The 23,954-nt window shown below is 71.0% G+C and carries 20 protein-coding genes and 5 pseudogenes; 16 read left to right on the top strand and 9 right to left on the bottom strand.

All coding sequences use genetic code 11. The features are described 5' to 3' along the window. The first annotated feature begins 306 nt into the window (after positions 1-306). From paaA to BMY40_RS23480, 9 genes are all read left to right on the top strand, one after another. The gene (gene paaA / locus BMY40_RS23520; protein ID WP_093662787.1) at positions 307-1,383 is read left to right on the top strand and encodes a 1,2-phenylacetyl-CoA epoxidase subunit PaaA; all 1,077 of its coding nucleotides are present in this window, start codon (positions 307-309) and stop codon (positions 1,381-1,383) included. After that, positions 1,380-1,691, top strand: a complete 312-nt coding sequence (gene paaB / locus BMY40_RS23515; RefSeq protein WP_093662786.1) for a 1,2-phenylacetyl-CoA epoxidase subunit PaaB — start codon at positions 1,380-1,382, stop codon at positions 1,689-1,691. The genes paaA and paaB overlap by 4 nt, the downstream gene beginning before the upstream one ends. Positions 1,692-1,737: 46 nt before the next feature. Further along, positions 1,738-2,472 (top strand): 1,2-phenylacetyl-CoA epoxidase subunit PaaC, encoded by a 735-nt coding sequence (paaC, locus tag BMY40_RS23510; RefSeq protein WP_425443165.1) that lies wholly within the window; start codon positions 1,738-1,740, stop codon positions 2,470-2,472. Positions 2,473-2,546: 74 nt separating this feature from the next. Continuing rightward, complete coding sequence (gene paaD / locus BMY40_RS23505) at positions 2,547-3,047, top strand: 1,2-phenylacetyl-CoA epoxidase subunit PaaD (protein ID WP_177214112.1); 501 nt, start codon at positions 2,547-2,549, stop codon at positions 3,045-3,047. Between the two features lie 8 nt (positions 3,048-3,055). Continuing rightward, entirely contained in the window at positions 3,056-4,240 is a 1,185-nt protein-coding gene (locus BMY40_RS23500; RefSeq protein ID WP_245770277.1) for a 2Fe-2S iron-sulfur cluster-binding protein, read from the top strand. A gap of 56 nt (positions 4,241-4,296) precedes the next feature. Continuing rightward, positions 4,297-5,073 carry an SDR family oxidoreductase gene (locus tag BMY40_RS23495; RefSeq protein WP_093662783.1) on the top strand — a complete coding sequence of 259 codons (777 nt, stop codon included), beginning with the start codon at positions 4,297-4,299 and terminating at the stop codon, positions 5,071-5,073. 101 nt (positions 5,074-5,174) lie between these two features. Then, on the top strand, positions 5,175-6,029 hold the full coding sequence (locus BMY40_RS23490; protein ID WP_093662782.1) for a tryptophan 2,3-dioxygenase: 855 nt from the start codon (positions 5,175-5,177) through the stop codon (positions 6,027-6,029). Then, positions 6,019-6,867: an alpha/beta hydrolase gene (locus tag BMY40_RS23485; protein ID WP_093662781.1), complete on the top strand. Its 849-nt coding sequence runs from the start codon at positions 6,019-6,021 to the stop codon at positions 6,865-6,867. Before BMY40_RS23490 ends, BMY40_RS23485 begins: the two co-directional genes overlap by 11 nt. Positions 6,868-7,323: 456 nt before the next feature. Then, the gene (locus BMY40_RS23480) at positions 7,324-7,761 is read left to right on the top strand and encodes an excalibur calcium-binding domain-containing protein (RefSeq protein WP_093662780.1); all 438 of its coding nucleotides are present in this window, start codon (positions 7,324-7,326) and stop codon (positions 7,759-7,761) included. 323 nt (positions 7,762-8,084) lie between these two features. Here the strand turns inward: BMY40_RS23480 and BMY40_RS28315 are convergent, their stop codons facing one another. From BMY40_RS28315 to BMY40_RS29185, 4 genes and pseudogenes are all read right to left on the bottom strand, one after another. Further along, a complete protein-coding gene (locus BMY40_RS28315) occupies positions 8,085-8,489 on the bottom strand; it encodes a transposase family protein (RefSeq protein WP_218158311.1) in 405 nt (134 codons plus the stop codon). Positions 8,490-8,752: 263 nt separating this feature from the next. Further along, positions 8,753-8,809: pseudogene (locus tag BMY40_RS29075) on the bottom strand (hypothetical protein); the annotation flags it as partial. Positions 8,810-9,077: 268 nt separating this feature from the next. Continuing rightward, positions 9,078-10,322 (bottom strand): formamidase, encoded by a 1,245-nt coding sequence (fmdA, locus tag BMY40_RS23470; protein ID WP_093662779.1) that lies wholly within the window; start codon positions 10,320-10,322, stop codon positions 9,078-9,080. A gap of 21 nt (positions 10,323-10,343) precedes the next feature. Continuing rightward, positions 10,344-10,625 (bottom strand): FmdB family zinc ribbon protein, encoded by a 282-nt coding sequence (locus BMY40_RS29185; protein WP_093662778.1) that lies wholly within the window; start codon positions 10,623-10,625, stop codon positions 10,344-10,346. A 510-nt stretch (positions 10,626-11,135) separates the two neighbouring features. Here BMY40_RS29185 and BMY40_RS23460 point away from each other — a divergent pair. Beyond that, a pseudogene (locus BMY40_RS23460) lies at positions 11,136-11,908 on the top strand (transposase family protein). Between the two features lie 152 nt (positions 11,909-12,060). On the opposite strand, the gene BMY40_RS23455 reads toward BMY40_RS23460, so the two are convergent. The 3 genes from BMY40_RS23455 to BMY40_RS27800 form a co-directional block, all read right to left on the bottom strand. Beyond that, positions 12,061-12,618 carry a hypothetical protein gene (locus BMY40_RS23455; RefSeq protein WP_143071814.1) on the bottom strand — a complete coding sequence of 186 codons (558 nt, stop codon included), beginning with the start codon at positions 12,616-12,618 and terminating at the stop codon, positions 12,061-12,063. Positions 12,619-12,737: 119 nt separating this feature from the next. Next, positions 12,738-16,058 (bottom strand): CHAT domain-containing tetratricopeptide repeat protein, encoded by a 3,321-nt coding sequence (locus BMY40_RS23450; RefSeq protein ID WP_143071813.1) that lies wholly within the window; start codon positions 16,056-16,058, stop codon positions 12,738-12,740. A 483-nt stretch (positions 16,059-16,541) separates the two neighbouring features. Beyond that, positions 16,542-16,757: a hypothetical protein gene (locus BMY40_RS27800; RefSeq protein WP_143071812.1), complete on the bottom strand. Its 216-nt coding sequence runs from the start codon at positions 16,755-16,757 to the stop codon at positions 16,542-16,544. A gap of 164 nt (positions 16,758-16,921) precedes the next feature. On the opposite strand from BMY40_RS27800, the gene BMY40_RS23440 reads away from it, so the two are divergent. From BMY40_RS23440 to BMY40_RS23430, 3 genes and pseudogenes are all read left to right on the top strand, one after another. Next, positions 16,922-17,950: a hypothetical protein gene (locus tag BMY40_RS23440; RefSeq protein WP_093662774.1), complete on the top strand. Its 1,029-nt coding sequence runs from the start codon at positions 16,922-16,924 to the stop codon at positions 17,948-17,950. A gap of 26 nt (positions 17,951-17,976) precedes the next feature. Further along, a complete protein-coding gene (locus tag BMY40_RS23435; RefSeq protein ID WP_093662773.1) occupies positions 17,977-18,801 on the top strand; it encodes a hypothetical protein in 825 nt (274 codons plus the stop codon). 248 nt (positions 18,802-19,049) lie between these two features. Continuing rightward, positions 19,050-19,819 (top strand): annotated as a pseudogene (locus tag BMY40_RS23430) (transposase family protein). A 63-nt stretch (positions 19,820-19,882) separates the two neighbouring features. Here BMY40_RS23430 and BMY40_RS28310 read toward each other — a convergent pair. Further along, a pseudogene (locus BMY40_RS28310) lies at positions 19,883-20,015 on the bottom strand (TerD family protein); the annotation flags it as partial. Between the two features lie 23 nt (positions 20,016-20,038). Here BMY40_RS28310 and BMY40_RS28305 point away from each other — a divergent pair. Together BMY40_RS28305 and BMY40_RS23425 are read left to right on the top strand one after the other, a co-directional pair. After that, entirely contained in the window at positions 20,039-20,185 is a 147-nt protein-coding gene (locus tag BMY40_RS28305) for a hypothetical protein (protein ID WP_218158310.1), read from the top strand. A gap of 247 nt (positions 20,186-20,432) precedes the next feature. Beyond that, positions 20,433-22,535: an ATP-binding SpoIIE family protein phosphatase gene (locus BMY40_RS23425; protein ID WP_093662772.1), complete on the top strand. Its 2,103-nt coding sequence runs from the start codon at positions 20,433-20,435 to the stop codon at positions 22,533-22,535. 266 nt (positions 22,536-22,801) lie between these two features. On the opposite strand, the gene BMY40_RS23415 is transcribed toward BMY40_RS23425, so the two are convergent. Further along, entirely contained in the window at positions 22,802-22,963 is a 162-nt protein-coding gene (locus BMY40_RS23415; RefSeq protein WP_177214106.1) for a transposase, read from the bottom strand. Between the two features lie 142 nt (positions 22,964-23,105). Here BMY40_RS23415 and BMY40_RS29180 point away from each other — a divergent pair. Then, a pseudogene (locus BMY40_RS29180) lies at positions 23,106-23,870 on the top strand (IS5 family transposase); the annotation flags it as partial. Positions 23,871-23,954 lie beyond the last annotated feature (84 nt).

Raw genomic sequence — 23,954 nt, 5'->3', positions numbered from 1 at the left:
CGAGCAGACCTCATGGATCCCGTGTCACCCGGACAAGAGGCCCGCGCGGCGGGCGGCAATCCCCGCGGCCCGGCGTGATCCTTGTCACGCGCGCCCGCCACCCGGCGTGGGGATAGCGGGCCCCGTGCGGAGCCTCTTTCCGAGAGGGAGAGCGCGCCGCCCGCCCGGTGGGACGGGTACCGCGACGCGCTGGGCGTGCCCGAGCCCGAGGAGTGCCGAAGGAGTGATGCCAGTGCCCAGGCCATACGTCCGGTTCGGGGGCCGGTGCGTACCCCCCGTGGCGGAGACCGGCCGCGGAGGCGGCGCATGAGCGCGCAGCCGACCGCCACCGAGCCTGCCGCGCAGGACGAGCTGCTCGCGCACTTCGACGGCCTCATCGCCTCGGGGGCGACCATCGAGCCCCGCGACTGGATGCCCGAGGGCTACCGCCGGATGCTGATCCGCCAGATCGCGCAGCACGCCCACTCCGAGATCATCGGTATGCAGCCGGAGGGCGCCTGGCTCACCCGGGCCCCCTCCCTGCACCGCAAGTCGGTGCTCATCGCCAAGGTCCAGGACGAGGCCGGGCACGGGATGTACCTCTACTCCGCCGCCGAGACGCTGGGCGTGGACCGGGCCGAACTGCTCGACGCCCTGCACCAGGGCCGGCAGCGGGCCTCGGCGACGTTCAACCACCCCGCGCTGACGTGGGCGGACACCGGCGCCATCGCCTGGCTGACGGACGGCGCCGCCGTCGTCAACCAGATGCCCCTGTGCCGCACGTCCTACGGACCGTACGCCCGGGCGATGCGCCGCGTCTGCCAGGAGGAGGCCTTCCACGTACGGCAGGGGTACGACCTCATGCGTGCCCTGTGCGAAGGCTCGCCGGAGCAGAAGGCGATGGCCCAGGACGCGGTGAACCGCTGGTGGCTGCCGGCCGTGGCGCTGATGTTCGGGCCGCCCGACACCGCGGCGGGCGGTGCCGACGACCGCACCGCGGCACTCGGCGCCGCGGTCTCCCGCCGTGCCATCACCTGGGGGATCAAGCGCCACACCAACGACGAGCTGCGCCAGCGCTTCGTCGACAGCTGCGTCCCCCAGGCCGAACGCCTCGGACTCACCCTCCCGGACCCGGCGATCCGCTGGAACGAGGAACGCGGCCACTACGACTTCACCCCCGTTGACTGGGACGTCTACCGCGCGGCGCTCGGCGAGGACACGCACTGGTCCCGGCAGCGCGTCGCACACCGGCGTGGGGCGCACGAGGACGGCGCCTGGGTACGGGAGGCATCCGCCGCGTACGCCGCGCGCTTCGGGGCCGACGGGTCGCCGTCGGAGGCGGACACGGAGGCGGACGTGGCCGCGGTTGAGGCCGCGCGGGACGGGGCGGGTGAGCGCGTATGAGCCGGCAGCGGGAGGGTGCTCCGGCGTCCTGGGAGGTCTTCCTCAGGCCTCGCCGGGGCCTCGCCCACCAGCATGTGGGGTCCGTACGCGCCGCCGACGCCGACACGGCCCTGCTGCGGGCCCGTGACCTGTACACCCGGCGTGGCGACCCGCTGTCGCTGTGGGTGGTTCGCTCGGACGCCGTGCACGCGGTGTCCCCGGACGAACGCGACCCGTTCTTCACGGGAGCCCGCCACAAGCCCTACCGGTATCCGGAGCACTTCGCGCCGCTGACCGAGAAAGGGCCCGACGGTGACCACCTCGACTGACCCGGCTCCGCCCACCGAAGCCGTCCGGGCCGACGCCCACCTCGCCGTGCACCTGCTGCGTCTGGGCGACGACGCCCTCGTCCTCGGGCAGCGGCTGTGCCAGTGGATCACGCGGGCGCCGACCATCGAGGAGGACATGGCCCTGTCCAACATCGCCCTCGACCTGATCGGCCACGCCCGCACGCTGTTCACCCTCAGCGGGCACGTCGACGGCACCGGACGCTCCGAGGACGAGTTCGCCTTCACCCGCTCCGACCGGGAGTTCACCAACACCCTGCTGTCCGAGCTGCCCGGCGGGGACTTCGCGGTGACCGTCTCCCGCCAACTGGCCTACACCCATTACGCGGTCCTGTACTACGAGGCCCTGGCCGGCTGTGCGGACGTCCGGCTGGCCGCGTTCGGGGAGCGGGCCGCCAGGGAGGTGGCCTTCCACCGGATGCACGCCGACAACTGGACGCTGCGGCTGGGGCTCGGCACCCCCGAGAGCTCCCGCCGTATGCAACGGGGCCTGGAGCGGATATGGCCCTACACCGCCGAACTGTTCGACGAGGACGAGGTGGTGGACCACCTCGTGGAGGCGGGCACGGTGCCCTCGCCGGCCCCGCTGCACTCGGTGTGGGAGCGACGTGTGAGTGAGGTCGTGACCCGCGCGGGTCTGACCGTGCCGACCCCGCGCTGGCAGGCCCGGGGCGGGCGGGTGGGCCTGCACACCGAGGAGTTCGGCCCGCTGATCGCCGAGATGCAGTCGGTGTATCGCCAGTTCCCGGGAGGCCGCTGGTGAACGGCACGATCCCCCCGGTGGCGCGGTCGGCGCCACCCCGGTCGAAGCCCCCGGCGCCACGCCCCGTCGTACCCCTGCGCCCCGCCCGCGCGGTGGCGGAGGTCCGGGCCCTGGTGGAGGCACTGCCCGATCCGGAGCTGCCGATGATCGGCCTCGGCGACCTCGGCGTGGTCCGCTCCGTCGCCCCGGCCGCCGACGGAGTGCTCGAGGTGGAGATCACCCCGACCTATCTGGGCTGTCCGGCACTGCCCGCCATCGTCTCCGCGATCCGGGACGTCCTCGCCGCGAGCGGCCACCCCGGGGGGCGGGTCCGGCAGGTGCTGTCCCCGCCGTGGACGGCGGACCGCATCACGGCGGCCGGCCGGGAGAAGCTCGCCGCCCACGGCATCGCCCCGCCCGTACCTGCGCCGGCGAAGGCGAACGGTCCGGTCCCCGTCGCACTGGCCGCGGTGCCCTGCCCGCACTGCGGCTCCCGCGCCACCCGGCGGCACAGTCCCTTCGGACCGGCCCGCTGCCAGTCCGTGCTGCGGTGCACGGCATGCCACGAGCTGTTCCCCCACCTGAGCGCGCTATGAGGCCGACCGTGAACACCCCCGCCACCGCAGGTCCCGACGCTGCCGCCGCGACCGGCGCCACCCCCGCCGCCACGCCCACAGCCTCCCGCCCGGAACTTCCCGACCGGCCCCGGACCACAGGCCGGCGTACCGGCTGGCACCGACTCGCGGTCGTCGGGGTCCAGCACCTCACCGGGGACGCGGTCGCGGTCACCCTCGAGGTACCCGAAGCCCTGCGCGACGTCTTCACCCACCGGCCCGGTGAGCACGTCGTCCTCCGGCACCGCCGTGCCGGTGCGGAACTGCGCCGCAGTTACTCGGTCTGCCCCCCGCCGGCCGACCCGGCCGCGCTGCGCCTGGTGATCCGCCGCGGCGCCCCCGACGGCTTCGGTGCCCACGCCGTCACCAGCCTGTCGCCGGGTGACATCCTGGAGCTTTCCCCGCCCACGGGCACTTTCGCCCTGCCCGGGCGGTCCGGCGGCCATCATGTCCTGATCGCGGGCGGCTCCGGCATCACACCGCTCGCCGCCATGGCCGCCGCGGCACTGCGCGAGGACCCCGCCTGCCGCGTCTCCCTGATCCACTCGGTCCCGACGGCCGCCGACGCCCTGCTCGCCGACGAACTGTCCCACCTGAAGGACTCGTTCGTCGACCGCTTCACCGTCCTGTACGTCCTCACCCAGGAGGAGCACGGCAGCGGGCTGTCGGGTGGGCGGATCGACGACGCGAAGCTGCCGCGCCTGCTCACCGCGGTCGACGCCCACCCCGGCCCCGGCACCGCGTTCGCCCTGTGCGGCCCGGCCGGCATGGTCGTCGCGGTGCGCCGGGCGCTCACGGCGTGGGGCGCCGACCCGACCCGGATCCGCTCGGAGCTGTTCACTCCCGCGGACACGCCGCCGAGGAGCGCGCCGCCCCGCCAGACGGCCGCCTCGCGCCGCACTCGCGTCACCGCGCTGCTCGGCGGTCACCGCTGCCTGGCAACCGCCGGGCCCGAGGACGCCTCGATCCTGGACGCGCTGCTGCGCACCCACCCCGATGTGCCCCACGCCTGCCGTGAAGGGGTGTGCGGCAGCTGCCGGGCCCGGGTCCTGTCCGGCCGGGTGACGGCAGGCCCCCAGTACGCCCTCCACGCCGAGGAGCTGGCCGCGGGCTACACGCTCGTGTGCCGGGCCCGGCCGCTCGGCACCGAGCTCACCCTCGACTTCGACGCATGACCCGGCGCACGCCCGTCGCGCCCCGGTCCACCCCCACTCACCCGAAGGAGAAGACGTTGACCACCACCCTGCGGCACGAGGGCAGGACTGCCCTGGTCACCGGAGGCAGCCGCGGCATCGGCCGGGCCATCAGCCGACGCCTGGGCCGCGAGGGCGCCCTTGTGGCGGTCCACTACGGGCACGACCGGGCGGCGGCCGAGCGCACGGTCAAGGAGATCGAGGCCGACGGTGGCCGGGCCTTCCCCGTCCATGCCGAACTCGGCGTACCCGGCGATGCCGACACACTCTGGGAGGCCTTCGACCGGGCCCTGGCCGAGCAGGACGCGCGGCCCGGCGTGGACGTCCTCGTCAACAACGCCGGCATCACCCTCCCGCGCCGGATCGCGGACGTCACCGAGGCGGACTACGACCGGGTGTTCGCCGTCAACACCAAGGCGCCGTTCTTCATCGTCCAGCGCGGACTGGACCGGCTGCGCGACGGCGGCAGGATCGTGAACGTCTCCTCGGTGGCCACCCGTGTGGCCTTCCCCCCGATCGTCGCCTACACCATGACCAAGGCCGCCCTGGACTACCTCACCCTGTCCCTCGCGCAGGAGCTGGGCCCCCGGGGCATCACCGTGAACAGCGTCGCGCCCGGCTACACCGAGACGGAGATCAACCCCACGCTGAACATCCCGGAGATCCGCCGGAGGTACTCGGACGCCTCCGTGTTCGGCCGGCTCGGCGCTCCCGCGGACATCGCCGACGTGGTGTCCTTCGTGGCGAGCGACGACGCCCGCTGGGTGACCGGCCAGTGGATCGACGCCTCCGGCGGCGTCCACCTCGGCGTCTGAGAAAGCCGCTCGCGGCACCGCTTCCCCGCGCCGCACGACCGGTGGCCCCCGCCCTGGCCGCACGGCCGCACTCCCGGCCGACGGCAGCACTAGGAGATGCCATGAACGACAGCACGACGGCTCCCGCCCCACCCACCGCCGACGACCTCGACCCGCTGACCCGGCCCTTCCCGGGTGCGAGCCCCTACGACATCTACGTGAGCGCGTCCGTCCTCAGCACGCTGCAGCGCCCCCTCACCGACGCCCCGGACGAGATGGGCTTCATCGTCACCACCCAGGTGATGGAGTTGTGGTTCACCCTGATCGTCCACGAGTGGCGCACCGCGAGGACTGCTTTCGCCAAGGACGACCTGGACGCCGCCATGGACGCGCTGGTACGCAGCCGCCGCGCCCTGACCGCCCTCAACGCGTCCTGGGCACCGATCGCCACTCTGACACCCGCCCAGTTCAACGGTTTCCGGGCCGCGTTCGGCCAGGCGTCCGGCTTCCAGTCGGCCATGTACCGGCACATGGAGTTCCTTCTGGGCGACAAGTCCGCCGAAATGCTCCGCCTGCACCAGGGTGACGCCGCGGTCCACGAGGCGCTCGGCGAGACCTACCGCGAACCGTCCCTCTACGACGAGGTGCTGTACTTCCTGCACCGGCAGGGTCTGCCCATCCCCGGACACGTCCGGGACCGGGACGTGACCACACCCCACAACTGCGATCCGGGCGTGGTCGAAGCCTGGCGGCAGGTCTACACCGGCCCGCGGCACGACCCGCTGCTCGCCCTCGGCGAACTGCTCACCGACATCGCCGAACTCCTCGCACGCTGGCGCTTCGACCACGTCATGGTCGTACGCCGTGCCATGGGTGCCAAGAGCGGCAGCGCCGGGTCCACCGGGCTCGCCTGGCTCGAGCGGCGCGTGGCCCGCCCGATCTTTCCCGAACTGTGGGAGGTACGCGGTGGCGTCTAGGACGGTATCCGCCTTCGCGGCCGAGGAGGAGAAGCGGGTCCTGAGTCTGAGGCCGGTGCTGGCACCGGTGCACGGCTCCTACGGGAACCACCCACACCAGGTCTACGACGCCTGGCCCGCCGAAGATCCCGACGCCCCGCTGGTGATCCTGCTGCACGGCGGCTACTGGCGCTACGACCGGATGCACCTGACCCCCTTCGCGGCGTACCTCTCGCAGCGGGGTTTCGACGTCCTGCTCCCGGGCTTCCGCCGGTCCGGCGGCACCGGCGGCTACCCGGAGACATTCGACGACATCGCGCGGATCGTGGACACCCTGCCGCAGGGACGGCCGTACGTCCTGGCGGGGCACTGCTCGGGCGGCCACCTCGCTCTGTGGTGCGCGGCTCGCGGCCTGCTGCCCCCCGGTTCACGTTGGCACACCCGCAGCCTGCCGACCGCCGTGCTGGCGCTCGCCCCGATCACGGACCTCGCCGCCACCCGCCGCGACGACCTCAGCAACGGCGCCGCCCTGCAACTCCTCGGCGGTGAGGACCTGTTCGAGCAGCGGATGCCGTCGGTCGACCCCCTCACCCTGCTGCGCGACGCGGGCACGACCGGCGTCCCCACCGTGCTGCTGCACGGAGCCGCCGACGAGGAGGTCCCGCTCGCCCAGTTCGCGGACTATGCGTCCGTACACCGTGACCTGAAGACCGTCGTGCTGCCCGGAACGGGCCACTACACGCTCATCGAACCGGGCGCGCCCGGCGCCCGTGCGGTCGCCGACACCTTGGGGGAGATGTCGGCCGCCTTCGGCGCGCGGCGCCCGGACAGCGACGGCCGAAAGGCCTCCCGGACGTGACGACCACCCTCACCGCACTCGACGAACAGGCCGCGCGACCTGAATCCTTGCCCGGCCGCGGTGATGGGCGCCGCCAGGCAGGGGGAGCGGCCGCCTGGAGTTTCCCGTGATGTTGGATCCCTGATGCTCGCGCCGCGAGGGAGCCTCCTTGTTCCGCAGGGTCTCGGGGCTGATCCCCAGATCGGCGGCGACCTGCCGGATCGTCGCCTCGGGCCACGACCGTTACAGCGCGACCGCGTCCGCCGTGAACTGCGACGGATGGTTGCTCACGACCACGGGATGTCCGTTCTCAGATCCTCAGGATCCAGTGTCTTGTGTGTCCAGGACCCGGGGCCGAGGCCCCCGAAGGCCGGTCGACACCCAAGGAGAGCCAAACGGGTGAACGCTATCGAGCGCTTACTTGCCTGATGTGCTCTGGTGGAGGTTCCTGACCGTATACGTCACAAGGCGGCCATCATGTCCTCCCAGAATGCCGGGTGGCAGCGGCCGGAGCCTGAAGGCCCTCGGCGACGCTGGAACCCGTGGCTGATCGCGCTACTCGCGGTAGCGGGAGCCGTCGTCGCTCTTGCGGCCCTCGGCGCCCTGATCGAGGCCGGCGAAGGCACAGACCCCGGGCCGGACGAAACGCCAACCGTCACGGTCACGGAGACGGAGACTGCAACGGAGCCGGCCCAGGAGCCGCCGACCGAGACGGTGACATCCACCGCGACGGAAACAGCTCCACCCCCCGATGCACCTGAGGACATCCCGGAAGAACCGCCCGGAGATGCCCCGGACACCGATGTGTACTACGAAAACTGCGATGAGGCACCGGGACCGCTCACGCCAGGCGACCCCGGCTACCGAGACGAACTCGACCGGGATGACGACGGTGTTGCCTGCGAGGCGAACTGAATCTCAACCCACTTCCAATCCTCTGCAACAGGAAAAATCGCATTAAAAGTAAACAGTGGATAATATTTGCCACGGCATCACCGGAATTAAGTAACGGGCCATCGGTTCGGATGCGGGGCCGACCTTGCTGACCTGGGGCTTCATGCCGGGGGCAACGCAACCTTCATCGGTTGGATCCTACGACAGCGTACGTCCGCCCCTCCGTCCCTCCGGCCTTCGGATCGAAGACGCCAACCCGCGCCAAAGCCTGTGAACGCAAGGTTGGATAACGAGCTCGTGCCCGGTTGGTGGTGAGGCGTCGTGGGCTTCGGTTGGACCGACGCTTACCTCTGCCGTGCTCGGATCAGGTCCATGGTCTGCTGGTGGGAGAGGAGGCCGGCGACGGCCTGGACGGTGTCGCTGATGTGCTCGCGGCGGCCGAGGTGGCGGGCCAGGGCGCGCCGGTTCTTCAGGTGGGCGATGCCGTGCTCGACCCGGATGCGCCGCGAGGAGTGCGCTGTGCGCTGCCGCTGGTACATCGTCTCGTACCGGTCGGGAGCGCTCTTCGTGAACTTTCGGTGTGGTGGTGTGATCACGCGTCCGCCGGTCTGCGCGCCCAGGCCCCGGTAGCCGGCGTCGGCGAGGGTCTCCACGGCCGGCCCGTCGGCCAGGAGCTTGGCCAGCCCCAGTTGGCGGGCGTGGGTGATGTCCGCGCAGCTGCCCGGCCTGGTCGGGCTGCGGAACAGCATCCGGCCGCCGGCGTCGGTGCGACCATGGTCTTGACGGCGTTCTGCCTGGTCTTGCCGGAGATGAACGCCTCCCGGTCCGTGCGGCCGACGGCCGGGCGGTGGACCGGGACCTCGGTGCCGTCGATGATGCCTGACTTCCCGCTGGCGCCGAGGTGGTCGATGACCTCGGCGAGGGTTCGCAGCCGCACGCCGGGGGCGATGGTGCAGCCTCGCTCGGCGAGCAGGGGCCGCACTTCGCCGACGGCGCGGGTGATGGTGAAGCGGTCCACCTCGAACCAGCAGGCCGGCACGTCGTGCGTGGTCGCGTGCCGGAGATGCATAAGGGTGGCCAGGAATCGGTCGACGAACACCAGCCGATGCCTCGCGCCGGCGCCGATCGCCCGCTTCTGCGGCCGGGAGGTGAGCCTGGCCTGGTGCCGCTCATGCCTCAACGGGCCTACCTCGGCGACCAGTTCAGCGATCACCTCGGCCGGCAGGCCCGTGATCCATCGGTCGCTGGTGATCGCTGCACGAGACGTGTTCCCCACTACACGACCATGATCAACGATCAGCAGCTCGACGTCTCACCGCCAACCGTGCACGAGCTCGCTAGCTTGAGCGGGCGCAGCTTCCCCGATCGGCGCTCTGTGGCCCGTCGCCGGACGGGCGGATGTCGAAGTCGAAGATGGCGGTGGGCAGATAGAGCGTGGCGCAGGAGTTGGGGATGTCGACCACGCCGCTGAAACGGCCTTCGATCGGGGCGGCTCCGAGGAGCAGGTAGGCCTGCTCGGGTGAGTAGCCGAACTTGGTCAGGTACTCGATCGCGTTCAGGCAGGCCCGCCGATAGGCGACCTGTGAGTCGAGGTAGCGCTGGCGGCCGTCTTCGTCGACGGAGATGCCGACGAAAGTGAGGAATTCGCTGTAGCGCGGCTCGACGTTGCCGGGGTAGAACACGGGGTTCGTCGTCACCCCATAGGCTTGCATGCCGTCCTTGATGAGGTCGACGCCGAGATCGAGGTAGCCGCCCATCTCGATTGCGCCGCAGAAGGTGATCTCGCCGTCGCCCTGGCTGAAGTGCAGGTCACCGGCGGACAGTTTGCCACCCTCGACATACACCGGCAGGAAGATCCGGGCGCCGCGGGTGAGGTTCTTGATGTCCTGGTTGCCGCCGTTCTCACGTGGCGGCTGGGTTCGTGCCGCCTCCCGTGCGGCGCGTTCGAATGCGTCGCCTTCCAGCATGCCGAGGATTGCCCCTTGCGGATCCGGCGGCAACGCGAGCGGGGGCACTCGGTCGGGATCGGTCGCGATGAGTTCGGCCTCCCGGGCGTTCCACCGACCGAGCAGGTCGTGCGACGGGGCGGTGCCGATGAGGCCTGGGTGGGTGATGCCGGTGAAGCGCACGCCGGGCAGGTGGCGGGAGGTCGCGATCTGCCCGTGGAAGTCCCAGATCGCCTTGTACGCGTCCGGGAAGTGCTCGGTGAGGAAACCGCCGCCGTTGGCCTTGGCGAAGATGCCCGTGTAGCCCCAGCCCTGGCCGGCGACCGGCCCGGTCTCCTGCGGGACGGGACCGATGTCGAGGATGTCCACCACCAGCAGGTCACCGGGCTGCGCGCCCTCGACGGCGATCGGTCCGCTCAGAGGATGGACGATCGAGAGATCGAGGTCGCGAATGTCGTTGGCGGAGTCGTCGTTGTGAACCGTCCCGTCGAACCACTCCCGGCATTCGAGGCGGAACTCGGTGCCGGGCCGAACGGTCGCCACCGGCGGGATGTCGGGGTGCCAGCGGTTGTGCGGCGGGACTGCCTGATCGTAGAACGACCGGGACTGGTCGATGCTGAAGAGTACTTCGGGCATCTTTCGCTCCTTGCCTGTGGGTCACGGCCTCGGGAGGCGTGCGCGCAGCGGATTCGGCGGATGAGCATGACGACGGGGCGGTGCGGGCATGCGGTGTCGCACCGTCGGCTCGTGTGCGCTGGCCTCGGCAGCGTCGCGCGCCCGTCGCAGGGCGGAGTGGGGCGAGGTGACGGCGGGCGGGGTGTATACACGCGTCGCCGCTCCGCCGCATGTGGCGCACCTCGGCTCATGTACCGGGGCGTCGATCGGACGGACGACCTCGAACACGCCACACTGTCCGCACGCGTAGTCGTACCTCGCCATGTGAGAGCCTCCGCGTCACATTCGGGGCGGACCGGGGGTGTGATGGCGCTGGCTGAACTTCCCCACTGCCGCTGAAGCAATTGGTGGTGGTTTGAGCGTAACGATCGTTCAACGGTGTAGCTGAACGACTCGGTGTGGGATAACTCCATTGGATGTGACGGCGCGCAAATGGGGGTCGCGCTGTGTTCGACAGGCCCAATAGGGGTCGACGACTTTGCCGGTGGCCACTTTCAGTACGGTGAACAGAGCGGTGGTGCACTCCGGAATAGACGTGGGTCTGCCTTTCGGGGCTTCCGGGCCGCAGCGGAAGAATCGGGGCACTGCAAGCCGGCGCCTGAGGCCGGGGCTTCTCGTCGCAGCAGAACACGACGCATTCTCCGGGTGGGCGGAAATATTACCCCCGCCGTGGTTATGCCGATCGTGTCACTGAACCTCTTTCATCCTGGGACGCGAGGGTGAAACGAGCTGGTCAGTGGCCGTGGTGACGAGGCAGGGCCCCTCGTCGTTGGCGTGGTGATTCCACTCAGCACACCGGCGGCCGGGGGCTTCGTTGGTTCCGTATCCTGCCATGCTCGACGTCCCGCACGAGCTGGTCGAGCACGTCTCGTGGCTCTTCTACGCCCGAAGGCGTGAACGGAACTCGCCGCGGCGGAAGCCGGGCTGCTTCAAACAGGTCTTGCTCGCTCTGGCCCATCTTCGGAAGAACGAGACGTTCGCCCGGCTCGGCGCCGGATTCGGTGTCTCGGAGGCAACCGCCTGGCGGTACGTGGACGAGACTCTCAAGGTCCTGGCCGCCTGGGCACCGGGGCTGCACGAGGCCCTGGTCGGTTTGGGCGAGGGCGACGTCGTCATCGTCGACGGCACGCTGATCCCCACCGACCGCATCAAGGCGGACGAGCCGTACTACTCGATGAAACACCGCCGACACGGCATAAACGTCCAGGTCATCGCCCGTCCGGACGGCACACCCCTGTGGTTCTCCCGCGCGACCCCGGGCCGGACCCACGATCTGACCGCGGCCCGCGCCCACGGCATCGTCCAAGCGTGTCTGACCCGGCAGGTCCTCGTCCTGGCCGACCGCGCCTACCAGGGTGCCGGCGCCACCGTCCGCACCCCTGACTTACGGTCACCGCGACCATGCGCGCTTTCGCGCTCCCGGCGAACGCGCCTCCGCCCGCCTCAAGGAATGGCGACTGCTACGACGAGCACGCTGCTCAACCCGACGCATCGGCCGCATCGTCCAAGCCGTACATGTCCTTCTGGCCTGCTGCTACACAGGATGAAAGAAGTTCACTCTGAGTTTTTCATCCTCGCCCGACCTATGTGCTGTCCGCACACCAACGGTGACCAGGAACAACGTGGCGTTCACGAGGAACGGCGACTGGGCGGACCCCACGGCATATCGCACAGAAGCTGACTGCTGCGCCGCAGCGGTTCAGTCCTGATCGGAACCGCCGAGTTCCGATTGGAGTGTCCCGGCCCTCTCTGGAGGGCAGGTCGCGCGCAGGTGTCTGATCGCCTCGTGCACCGAGAGGGCGTCGTAGTCGGAGGGGATGAGCCCTCGGGAGAGCAGCACGTTGAAGACCCAGTGCACTCCCGCGTCGTCGGCGCGCCACACCGCCTTCGCGGCTTCCTGCTTCACCTCCGGCGCGCAGGCGTAGCCGAGGATGTCGGCGACGCTGGTGAGGTTCGCGATGTTGTCGCCGGTGAAGGCGTCACGAAGGCACTGGATGACGACGCTGTCGTCGGGGTGGTGAAGGAAGGCGTCGATCCAACTGGTCCGCAACAGCTGCTCAGGGTGCTCGTCGGCGTCGACGTGCGCCCGGTACTCGGCGTCGTCCGGCCAGAGGTAGGGCAGTGGCCGTCGGCTCAGGAACTCGTTGACGTCAACGCGCCACGGCACGCGGACGGGTACTTCCCGCCACAGGTCGCCCGCCCAGCCCTGGCCGGAGAGCGTGACCATCCCGTCGCTGTCGGGTCCGTCCTGCCTCACCACCCGCCGCTGTTCCTCCGGCTCGGGCGCCGGTGGCGCGGGCATCCTCGCCGCCGGTTTCTTCCGGAAGCGTTTGAACAACATTGTGGCCCCCCTTCGGCCGTGGTGGCGTTGAGTGCTCAAGCCCCGACGTGGATGTGCGCTGCCCATAGGAACGGATTCCCTGATCTGGTGATGGGACCTGACAGGTCGTGCCCGTCGCGTACGGCGATAAGGGCGCGGTGCAGCGCGTGCGCGGTGCGACGGGTGTCGAGGCCGCCCTCCGCGGTGCGCAGGTGGGTGTAGAAGCTGTCGGCGATGGTGACGCAGAGCCGGTCGTCGACTTCCCAGAGAGTGCCGACGACCCGCGGAAAGCCCGCGAGCTGGAACGCCGAGGCGAGGTGGAGGGCCTCGTCGAGGAAAGCCCCGTGAACGACGGACGCGGTGCGGCAGGCCGACAGATAGGCGAGCTGGGCGTGGTCGAGGGCGACGGGAGCGAGGGCGGCAATGGTGAGGGGGTCGCGCTCGTGGTCTTGGAGCAGTAGGTGGCTGAGGGACGGGTCGGTGCCGTCGCTGTGACCGTGGCAGGCGAAGTGTGCGACGGGGCAGTCCGGCAGCCGCTTCAGCACGTCGGCTTTGACCGGCGTGGCCGGGTCGTCACCGCCGTCGAGGACCACGAGTCCGGGCAGATGCCTGCGGAGCATGGCGACCTCTTCGCTCGCGTGGTGCAGGGGGCCGCCACCGGGCAGGCCGGGGGTGACGGGCATCGCGACGCCGAGGGCGCGGGGGATGCAGGCCGGTGAGGTGTCCGGGACGGGGGCGTGTCGGCGGGCGTGGTGGAGCGCGCGGACGCTCGGCGTGTAGGAGGAGACCACGCGGTCCATCACCGTACGGGGTGCGGTGCCGGCTGCCGTCTCGGTGTGGTGCCCGGCGGCGTGCAGCGGCAGTAGGCTGAGCAGGCCGCTCGGCACCCACCACAGCCGGGGCCAGGCATCCGGCTCCGCCGTCGGCCGGTGCCGGAAACCCAGCCGGTCGAGGACGAGTTCGGCTGCGGCGTCCCACAGCCACTCCAGCACCTCGCGCATGCTTGCCTGGGCCGCGCGCCGCTCGGTGCTGTCGCTGCCCGCCACCGCCCGGTGCAGGGCGTCGAGGAAGGCGTCCGTCCTGGCGATCACGCTCTCGAAGTCGAGCGCGGGGAGCGGGACGGCGGACACGCCGTCCCGGGTGAGCAGGAGGGCGTGGCTGCCGTACGTACTGACGTTGAGCACCGCCAACGGGCCGTGCTCCGCCACGGTCACCAGGTCTTCCGGGGCGGGCGGCAGGCCGAAGGAGGCGAATCCGTCCTTGGTGCGGATCTCGGCGAGGGTGGCGGCGAACTCGGCCGCGAGTGCGGGTCTGTTGAGCGCGGCGTGCGTCTGTGGCACTCCGGCGTGTCCGGAGTGGCCGGGGGCCGGGGAGCCACCAACGGCGGACACCGGCGGCACGAGGAGCGCGGGCGCCGGCTGGTCGAGACCGTCACGCAGGCCGACGAAGCGCTCGGCGAGGCCGGGGTGGTGCCTGCGGAGTTCCGACAGATCGTCCCGGGTGTCGAGCGCCTGGCCGATCAGGACGGTCCGTCCCGTCTCCAGCAGGCGCAGGGCGCGCAGGGCGGGGTCCTGGGCGCCGGCCTGGTGAGGGCCGGCGAGGACGAGCGCCGCCGCGTCGCTAGCCATTCGGCGGGCGACGCCGAGCGCATGCTGCTGGTCGCTGCGTGCGAGGCGGCGGGCACTGACCTCCGGGAGCAGCAGGACCGCCGCTTCCAGGATGTCCGCGGCCCGGACGGGATCCGTCGGGGCGATGAGTGCGGCCGCGTTCCGCCCCGCGTGGACGCGGTGGGCAGCGGGTGCAGACTCCGCTCCCGCCGCCTCCATGAAAGCGGCGGTGGCAGTCTCCAGGTCCGCCTCGGCCGCGAAGCGCTCGTACCGGGTCCTCAGCGCGGTACCGAGGTTGATGAGGAACTTCGCCCGTTCGGGATGGTGGGCGGGAAGCAGCGTGACACTGTCCCGGCCGACGGCGACGGCCTCGTCCAGGTCCTCTCTCCTGCCGGCCCGTTGAAACCGCAAGGTCAGGGCGAATGCGAGATTCGAGAGGTAGCGCGGGAGTTCAGTGTCACGCCGCGGCGTGAGGCGGACGGCGCGGGAGGCCGCCTCAACGGCGTCGTCGAGGTCGGTGACCAGATCGGTCCGCCGGAATCGCACCACCAGCGCACCCGCGAGGTTAGCCAGACGCACCGCCAGCTCGGCCTCGTGGACGGTCGCCTCCACGGCCTGACGGCAGAACCCGACCGCTTCTTCCAGGTCGGACTCGTCCTGCGTGCGCTCATGACGGGCCCACAGCAACATGCCCAGTAAACCGAGCGGACCCGGCTGGCCCGCAGGATCGCCGTGCGCAGCCGCCAGGCTTGCGCGGGAGAGGGCGATCGCCTCGTTCAGGTCGTCCATGGAGTCGGTCTGTCTGAACCGGACGTACAGAGCCTCCGTCAGGATGAAGGAGTGCCGTTCCGCTCCGAGGGTCCCGGTGGAGAAGAACGTCATGGCTTCGCGCCCGACGCTGATCGCCTCGTCCAGATCGGCGACGTCTCCCGCTTGTTCGAAACGGCTCTGGAGGGCGAGTACGAAGGTGGTGAGGTAGGCACCCCTGACCTCCGGATGGGCCAGGGAACGTGCGGCCTCGGCCGCGGCGCGGGAGAGGGCGACCGCCTCGTCGACGAACGTCGTGCTACCGCTGTGCATCGACCGCAGGGTCAGTGTGCTCACCAAGTGGAAGAGGTAGCCGGGGCGCTCCGGATGGTGGAAGGGAGCCGCGGCGACCGCCTCGCGGCCCAGGCGTAGTGCTTCCTCGATGTCCGCGTCGGAGCCCCCTTGTTCGTACCGCAGGCTCAGCCTGTTCATGAGGTTGATGAGGAACGGGGCCCGCACGGTGGGGAAGGCTGGCGTCAGTGCGACGGCCTCGCGCCCAAGAGCAAGGGATTCGTCCAGGTCCGCGCGTACGCCGCCTCGTTTGTACCGTAGTTCCAGGGCGTTGCCGAGGTCGGTCAGGCAGGCGAGCTGATGGGGGTCGGCGGCCGGTTCGGCCCTGACCGCTCGCCGGGCGAAAGCGACGGCCTCGTCCAGGGCCTCCGGTCGGCCGGTCCGGAGGTGGAGTGAGATCAGTTGGCCGCTGAGGTTGGTCAGGATCCCCTTGCGTCCGGAGGACCGGGGTTGACTCAGTGCGACCGCCGTGCGTTCAAGATCGATCGCCTCTTCCAGGTCCGCCAGGGATCCCGTCCGCTGGAATCGCAGGTGCAGCGCCGTGGCCAGGTGCTCCAGTGAATTCTCGACGTCGGACGGGCCCGTGGGGGGCAATGTGACGGCCCTGCGGCACAGCATCACGGCCTCTTCGAGGTCGGCGTCCTGCCCGGTCTGCTCGAAGCGCTCCGACATTACGACTCCGAGGGCCGAAAGGTAGCCCGCGTTCATGGGAGCGAGGGCGACGGCTTCCCGCCCGGCGGCGACGGCCTCGTTCAGATCCGCCAGGGCGCCGGTTCGTGTGCCGCGTGCGTGAAGCGCGGCCAGGAGGCCGTACAGGAGACTCGCACGTTCTTCATGGCGCCGGGGTGTTCGCTCCACTGCCGTGCGGTAGACGGCGACAGCCTCGTCAAGGTCCGCGGTGGCACCGGTCCGATGCCATCTCTCCCACACCTCGGAGCCGAGCCGGGACCAGTCTTCCGTACCTTTTCGATCGCGACCGCCAGTGAACGACTTCCACCACATTCAGCACCTCGTCTCCGAATACCCCTGCGTCATTGCACAGTTGGAGCCGCGTGGCTAGCGTCATCACTATAGGGAGGACGCGTGAGGGACGGCCTCGACCAGTCGACCGTTCGCAGAGCGAACGCCGTGGCATACGTCTGTCAGAACCTGGAGCTACTCCGCGCCCAACTGCTCGACGGGCAGTTGGGCGACGACGAGCCCTTGGAGCGGGTTCTGGCAGCCGTGCGCTCGGGCGGGGACGTTGACGGGGCGCTGGAGCACCTGCACCTGCTGCTGCAGGCGGACGGCGACGCTCGCGGCGTGCACGGGCTCCTTGGCGGGGAGGACGGCTCCCGCGGCCTCGGTGGTGGTGAGCCACCCGGCGGCCACGGTCCGTACCAGGTGACTGGGTTGTCCCGGGGTGCGGGACCGGCCGACATCGTCTACCTGTGCCCGGCGCACCGGTGTACGCGCTCCTGGGCTCCGCACCCCGGCGTGCCCCTACCTAGCTGTGCCATCACCGGCCAACCGCTGCGACGGGACCGTCTCTAGCCATGGGTGGCCTGCTCTCGGAACTTGGAAAGAAACTCGCCGAACGCTGGCTGTCCCTCCTCGTCCTGCCGGGTGCCCTCTACCTCGCCGTCCTGGGCACGGCGGCCCTGCTCGGCCACGGCCATCCCTTCGACCTGCGCCATCTCACCCACCAGGTCTCCGCGACGGCCGAAACCCGCACGGTCCGCACCGCCGGCGGCCAGATCGTGATCCTCGGCGCCGTCCTGGCCGGCTCCGCCGCGGCGGGGCTCACCGCCCAGGCGCTGGGCTCACTCGTCGAACGCGCGTGCCTGGCCGCCGACTGGCGCACCTGGCCACGCCCACTGCGTGCCCTGGCCCAGTTGCGCGTCAACCGCCGTCGGCACCGCTGGGCCACGACCGCCAGCCGCTACGACCAACTGATGACGGAGGCCCGGCGCACCCGCGGCCGCGGCGAACGCAGCGATCCGACCGCGCGGTGGACGGCCCACCTCGCCATGACCCGAATCGCCGCAGAATACCCCGACCGCCCGACCTGGAGCGGCGACCGCATCCACGGCGTCTCCGCCCGCCTGGACCGGGTGCACCAGCTCGATGTGGCCACGGTGTGGCCGTACTTGTGGCTCACCCTGCCCGAGACCACCCGCACAGAGATCGCCGCGGCACGCCAGTCCCTGTACCGCGGCAGCACACTCACCGCGTGGGCCCTGCTGTACCTTCCGGTCGCCGGATGGTGGTGGCCCGCCGTCCTCATCAGCCTCACTCTGGCCTTCGCGGGCCGGGCCCGTACCCGTGCCGCCGCCGACAACTACGCCCTGCTGCTGGAGGCCGCGGCCCGGCTGCACAGCGGCGAGCTCGCGTTCCGCCTCGGCCTGACCTCCGCATTCCCGACAACCGCGAGCAGGCTCGGGCCCGCCACGCTGCCGGCTCCCGCACCGCCACCCGATGGCGCGGACGGCACCGCTCCCACGCCCCTCACCCCGGACCTCGGAGACGCTCTCACGCGCGCGTTGCACATACCTCCTCCCACTCCACCGCCCGATTCCGCATGAGCAGCCGCAGGAAGGACGAAGGCCCCATGGTGACGCGATGGACACAGCAGTTGCTCGACGAGGCGACTTCCCTCATGACGGAGAAACGCTACCGATCTGCTCTGGGACGGCTGCTGGTCATTTTCGACGTCTACCCCGACCTGCCGGAGGCACGGCGCCTGGCCAGCGGGTTGATCTACATCGGAGCCCGAACGACGAGTAAGGCCACTCCCGAGGAACAGCTGGGCCCCAGGCAACTGTTCGACACCCGCCTGAACGCGATCTTCTGCGCCTGCGAAGCACCGGGATGCGGTGTGTCCTGGGTGAGCGCGCACCACCTGCTGGACGACCATGGCGGTGGCGCATTGATCAACAACCCGATGGGCGGATACTGCGAAGCCTGCGGTGTCACTCTGTGCAGGAGACATGCGAGGCCCGTCTCATACACCCTCGGCTGCCCGCGCTGCGGTCGGCATCTGGACCCCGTCCCCGCACCGAGCGGACGCCGGCAGTCCGCCCAGACCGAACGCCTCAACAAGCAGCTGATCCACGTGATCGTGCTGGTCGAAGGAAAGAAGCCGCCATCGCCGGACTTCATGACAGGGCTCTGCGACAGCGTGATGCCCGACGTGTTCGACGACAGTCCTCGGATCACCGGCAACTACTCCCGGAAATTCAAAGGGGATGAAGGCCGAGCCGAGGTCATGTTCCATGCGGCAGCGCTGGAACCGGCCTACCTCACGGACGATTACGAGCTGCGGATCTACCCCGGCAAACAGGCCGGCTGGCGCGGGCAACGATGGGTGATCGCCAAGGTCTTCGAGAACCGGCCCAAACACGTAGACCCCGAAAACCCGCCGACACGCACCTGACCGGCGTCAACCCGGCCCCCAGGACTACCGGGAGCCCTTGGCCGGTCCACGGCGACCGCCGCGATTCAACCGCACGCCTGCCGCCATGCTGCGCACGGGGTGAGGGTAGCGAGCCGTCACTCGTAGTCAACAGCGTCGCCAGGTGCCGGGAGTCACCATGCCGCCGCAGGGACGCCTTGCCGTCCAGGCGTAACGGGACAGCTCCTAAAGGGTTTTGCAGAAGGCCGTGACCCGGGCATTTTGCCTGTATGGGCGGGGTGTTGAGGGTTGAGCCGGTGTGGGTGGAGACGTTCACGGGGCTGCGGATGCGGCAGTTCGAGCGGCTGCTGAAGGTGGTGCGGGAGCGGGGTGGCGAGGGGCCGCGGATCGGCCGCCCGTGGTGTCTGCCACTGGCCGATCGGGTGCTGCTGGTCGCGGTGTACTACCGCACGAACCTCACCCTGCGGCAGCTCGCGCGGCTGTTCGGGGTCTCGCCGGCCACGGTGTGCCGGGTCATCCAGCGACTGCGGCCGCTCCTCGCACTCGAGCCGGCTCGGGCCCCCGCCAATGCCGCCGACCGGCTGTGGATCGTGGACGGCACCCCGTCCCGGTCCGCGACCGCAAGGTCGGAGCATCCTCCCGCAACCACCGGTTCTCGGCGAACGTGCAGGTCATCGTCGATGCCGACACTCGGCTGGTGGTCGCCGCGGCCCGGCCGGTGCCCGGCACCACCGCCGATGCGCGGGCCTGGCGCGCCTCCGGCCTGGCCGAGCACTGCCAGGGGGTGGCGGTGCTGGGCGACGGCGCGTACATCAACACCGGGCTGATCATCCCGCACCGCAGACGCCCCGGACGGGCCCTAATGGCAGGCGAGGAGGCGGACAACGCCGAGCATCGCCGGGTCCGGGCTCGCGTCGAGCACACCTTCGCCCGGATGAGGAACTACAAGATCCTCCGTGACTGCCGATAGCGCGGCGACGGCCTCCACTACGCGGTCCGGGCCGTCGCCCGCATGCACAACCTCGCACTCGCCGCATGATCAACACGAGGTCGAACGCAGCTCAACCTGTCTGCTCACAGCCTTCTGCAACACCCCTTAGGCGAAGGTCTGGCCGGTGAAGGAGTTCACGGCGAAGACGATCTGGTCGATGTGGACCGGGACCCGCTGGAGGTCCACCAGGATCGCTCGTCGTCGCCCCCTGCCCGGCGCCGCCGACGAGGTTGCCGCCGGTATGGAGCGCAGCGGAGGATCACCGAAGTGCTCGAGGACGCGGCCGCCGAAGGCGCCACCGTCGTGCACGTCACCCACGACCCGGCGGCGGCCGGACGGGCCGGCCACGGCCTGCTGCTCCACCCCGGTCGGTCGGCTGGGGACGGCCCGCCTCACGAGGTGCTGACCGGGTGAGGTGCTCGGGCGCGTCTGGGGACTTCCCCGGCCGGCACGGTCTCCCGCGGCGGAAGAGCGGACCGCTGGTCGACATGGCCGAGGGTGAGGCTCATGGGCGGCTCCCGCCGAGGCGGACCGCCGCCTGCACGCCCGGCGCGCGGGTGTTCGGCGCGGGCAGGAGGGGCGCGGCCGGGTTGCGGCGGACGGAACGAGGTCTTCTCCTGGGAAGTACGGGACCTTGTGGTGACGTCGTGGTGGGAGGCGTATGACCGGCCGTGGCGGTCTCCCCGGAACCGGGGCGGCGGGCTGGGGGCAGCCCGCTGAGCTGGTGCTGGACGCCGCCGGCGCGGTGATGATGTGCACCCGGCCCGTGCTGGAGTTGCTGGGCGGCTCGGCCGGGGAGCTCTGCGGCAGGGAGCTGGGCTCCTTCCTCGAGGATCCGTCGGAGTGGGCGGGGCTGGCCGAGAGCGCCGGGCACGGCCGCCGCAGCGACGGACGCGTGGTGCTGCGGCGCGTCGGCGGCGGCCGGGTGGACGTGGACGTGAGCGTGTTCGCGCTCGCAGGTGGAGGCGGGGCGCGTTTCCTCGTCTGGCTGGTGCCCGTGGCGGGAGCCGAGCTCGAGGACCGGTTCGGGATGCGGGTGGCCCTGACCGGAGGTGGTGTGCTGGCCTCCAGCCCGCGCGCACAGCAGCGGCTGGACCTGCTGCACGCGGCGGCGGTGCGCGTCGGCGGTTCGCTGGACGTGGCGCGCAACGCCGAGGAACTGGTCGATCTGCTGGTGCCGGTGTTCGCCGATCTGGGCGCGGTCGATCTGACCGAGGAGGTGCTGGCGGGGGAGGAGCTCGGGGAGTTCGCCGCGGACGCGCCCATGAGGCGTGTCGCCGTGGCCGCCGGGGAGGGGCTGTGGCCTGAGGAGGTCTACGGCCTCGGGGAGACGTTCTCGATCGGGGATGTCGAGCGGGAGCACCTGCTGCGGGGGTCGGCCGGCATCATGCCGGACCTGAGCGGCCTGCGGAGGGCGGCGGCACGGGATCCGCGGCGGTCCCGGCTGAGCCTGCCCGAGGCCGCGACCTCCCTCCTGGTCCTCCCGCTGCGGGCGCGCGGGACCGTGCTGGGGGCCGTGCCGCTGTGGCGGACCGGGGACCGGACTCCGTTCGACCGGGGTGACGCGACCCTGGCCGAGGAGATCGGCTCCCGGCTGGCCCTGGGCCTGGACAACGCCCGCCGGTACACCCGGGAGCGGAGCACGGCCGAGGCTCTGCAGCGCAGCCTGCTGCCTCCTCCGGTGGTGCGCCTGGCCGGGGCGGAGACCTCGGGGATGTACGCGCCGGCCAGCACCGCGGCCGGCACCGGCGGGAGCTGGTACGACGTGATCCGGCTGTCCGGGGTCCGGGTGGCCTTCGTGGTGGGCAAGGTCGCCGGGCACGGAGTGAACGCCGCCGGCGCCATGGGAAGGCTGCGGTCGGCAGTGCAGACCCTGGCCGACCTGGACCCGCCGCCCGACGAGCTGCTGAGCCATCTGGACGACCTGGTGACCCGCATCGGCGAGGACGAGAGGCACCGGGCGGGACCGGCCGTCAGCTCCCTGCACGGAGCGACCTGCCTGTACGCCGCCTACGACCCGGTCACCGGACGGTGCCTCGTCGCCAGCGCCGGCCACCCCGGCCCCGTCCTGGCCAGGAGGCAGCACTGCGCGGCCGACAGCGTCGAACTCCGTCCCGGGCCGCCGCTGGGAGGCGGCACCGAACCCTTCGAACCGGTGGAACTGCTCCTGCGGCCGGGCGACATCATGGCCTTCCACAGCGGACCGCTCACCGCGGCGGCGCGGAACACCGAGCGGGACCTGGAGCGGATGTGCGAGAGCGCCCGGACCGCCGCGAGCACCGAACAGCCGCTGAGCGAGGTCGGGCCCCGCCTCCTGGCCCGCCTGCGGGAACAGAACCGCGACGAGGACCTCGCCCTGCTCCTGGCCCGCGTGGCCCGGGTGCCGCCCGAGGACACGGCCTTCTGGCGACTGCCCGCCGACCCCAGCCTCGTCGCGCACGCCCGGGCCCTGACCTCCGCCCAGCTGGCGGAGTGGGACCTGGGCGAGCTGGACTTCACCACCGAACTGATCGTCAGCGAACTGGTCACCAACGCCGTCCGCTACGCCGGCGGCCCCATCGGCCTGCGGTTGATCAGGGACCACCGGCTCGTCTGCGAGGTCTCCGACCCCAGCCAGTCCCAGCCCTACCTGCGCCGCGCCCGCCTGTCCGAGGAGGGCGGCCGCGGCCTGTTCCTCATCTCCCAGCTCGCCCACCGCTGGGGCAGCCGCTACACCCCCGGCGGCAAGACCATCTGGACCGAGCAACTCACCGAGGGCCCCTGACACCACCCGGCGACCACACTGCACGGAGCGGGCCGGTGACGCCCCGCCCGGCCGCGTCAGGTGCGGGCGACCGCCGGGCCGCGCCCGCACCGCGCTGGCCGCGTTCCGCCGCGCCGGCCCCGCGTGACGCCGTGAGCGGTCCGGATGGCGGAATCCGCCGACACAACCCAGTCGAGGTCGCCGTCGGCCTGGGCCATCAGCGTGGTGAACGCCCGTTCCCAGGTGTCGTCGATGGACCACATCCGCAGCCGGTCGTAGATACCGCGTCAGTTGCCATACTTCTCCGGCAGGTGCACCCACTGCGTTCCGGTCTGGAACTTGAAGGCGATCGCGTCGATCACCTCGCGATGATCCCGCCAGTGGCCACTTCGCTTCGGCATCCGGTCCGGCAGCAACGGCTCGATCCGCGCCCACTGTGCATCAGTCAACGACACATCCGGACCAATGATTAGATTATCGGGAAGAGGCGGTCAGTCAGCGCTGACTTCGACTTGCTCGTACGAGCGCTCACAAGGTGCTTCGCCAGGACAGAAGCTCTCGGGCCATCTTCGTGGTCAGGCCGCGTGCAGGATCCGCGGCTATCAGCCCGTCTGGCCCCGGCGGCAGTTGACCGACGGCATACGGTTCCGGATCCGGACCGGTGTGCCGTGGCGGGACGTACCCGTCGAGTACGGACCGTGGGGCCGGGTCTGCGACCTGTTCCGCCGATGGCAGCGGAACGGCACCTGGCACCGCATCCTCACCCGGCTCCAGTCCCTGACCGATGCGAAGGGCACGATCACGTGGGACCTGAGCGTCGACTCCACCGTGTGCCGCGCTCGTCAGCATGCGGCCGGGGCGCGCAAGCGGGGTGACCCGCAGAAGGAACCGCCGGGTGGTGTGTTCACCGAGCCTGGTGATCACGGGCTGGGACGCTCTCGCGGCGGATTCACCACCAAGCTGCACCTGGCCGTCGAACAGGGCCAGAAGCCCATGTCGATCATAATCACGGCAGGGCAGCGCGGGGACTCGCCGCAGTTCGAACTCGTACTGGAGAAGGTCCGCGTGCCTCGCATCGGGCGGGGCCGGCCGCGGGTCCGTCCCCATCGCGTGCGAGCTGACAAAACGTATGCCTCCCGCAGGAACCGGGCCCACCTGCGCCGCCGCGGGATCCGCTGCACCAGCCCGGACAAGGCCGACCAGGCACGCGGCTGCAAGAAGCAGGGCTTCTCCGGTGGTCGGCCACCGGAGTTCGACCCGGTGGACTACCGAGCGCGGCACGCGGTCGAGTGCGGCATCAACCGCCCCAAGAGGCACCGTGCCGTAGCGACGAGATACGACAAGCTCGCGGTCCGCAACGACCTCCCGCCGGGACCGGACGGCGGCGAAACCGGGCGCCCGGGCCGGTTCTCCCATCCCGCTGACGGCGGGACGGGCGTG

This window comes from Streptomyces radiopugnans (genome assembly GCF_900110735.1).
Taxonomy (GTDB): Bacteria; Actinomycetota; Actinomycetes; order Streptomycetales; family Streptomycetaceae; genus Streptomyces; species Streptomyces radiopugnans.
This window is presented reverse-complemented; position numbering and strand designations above follow the sequence as displayed.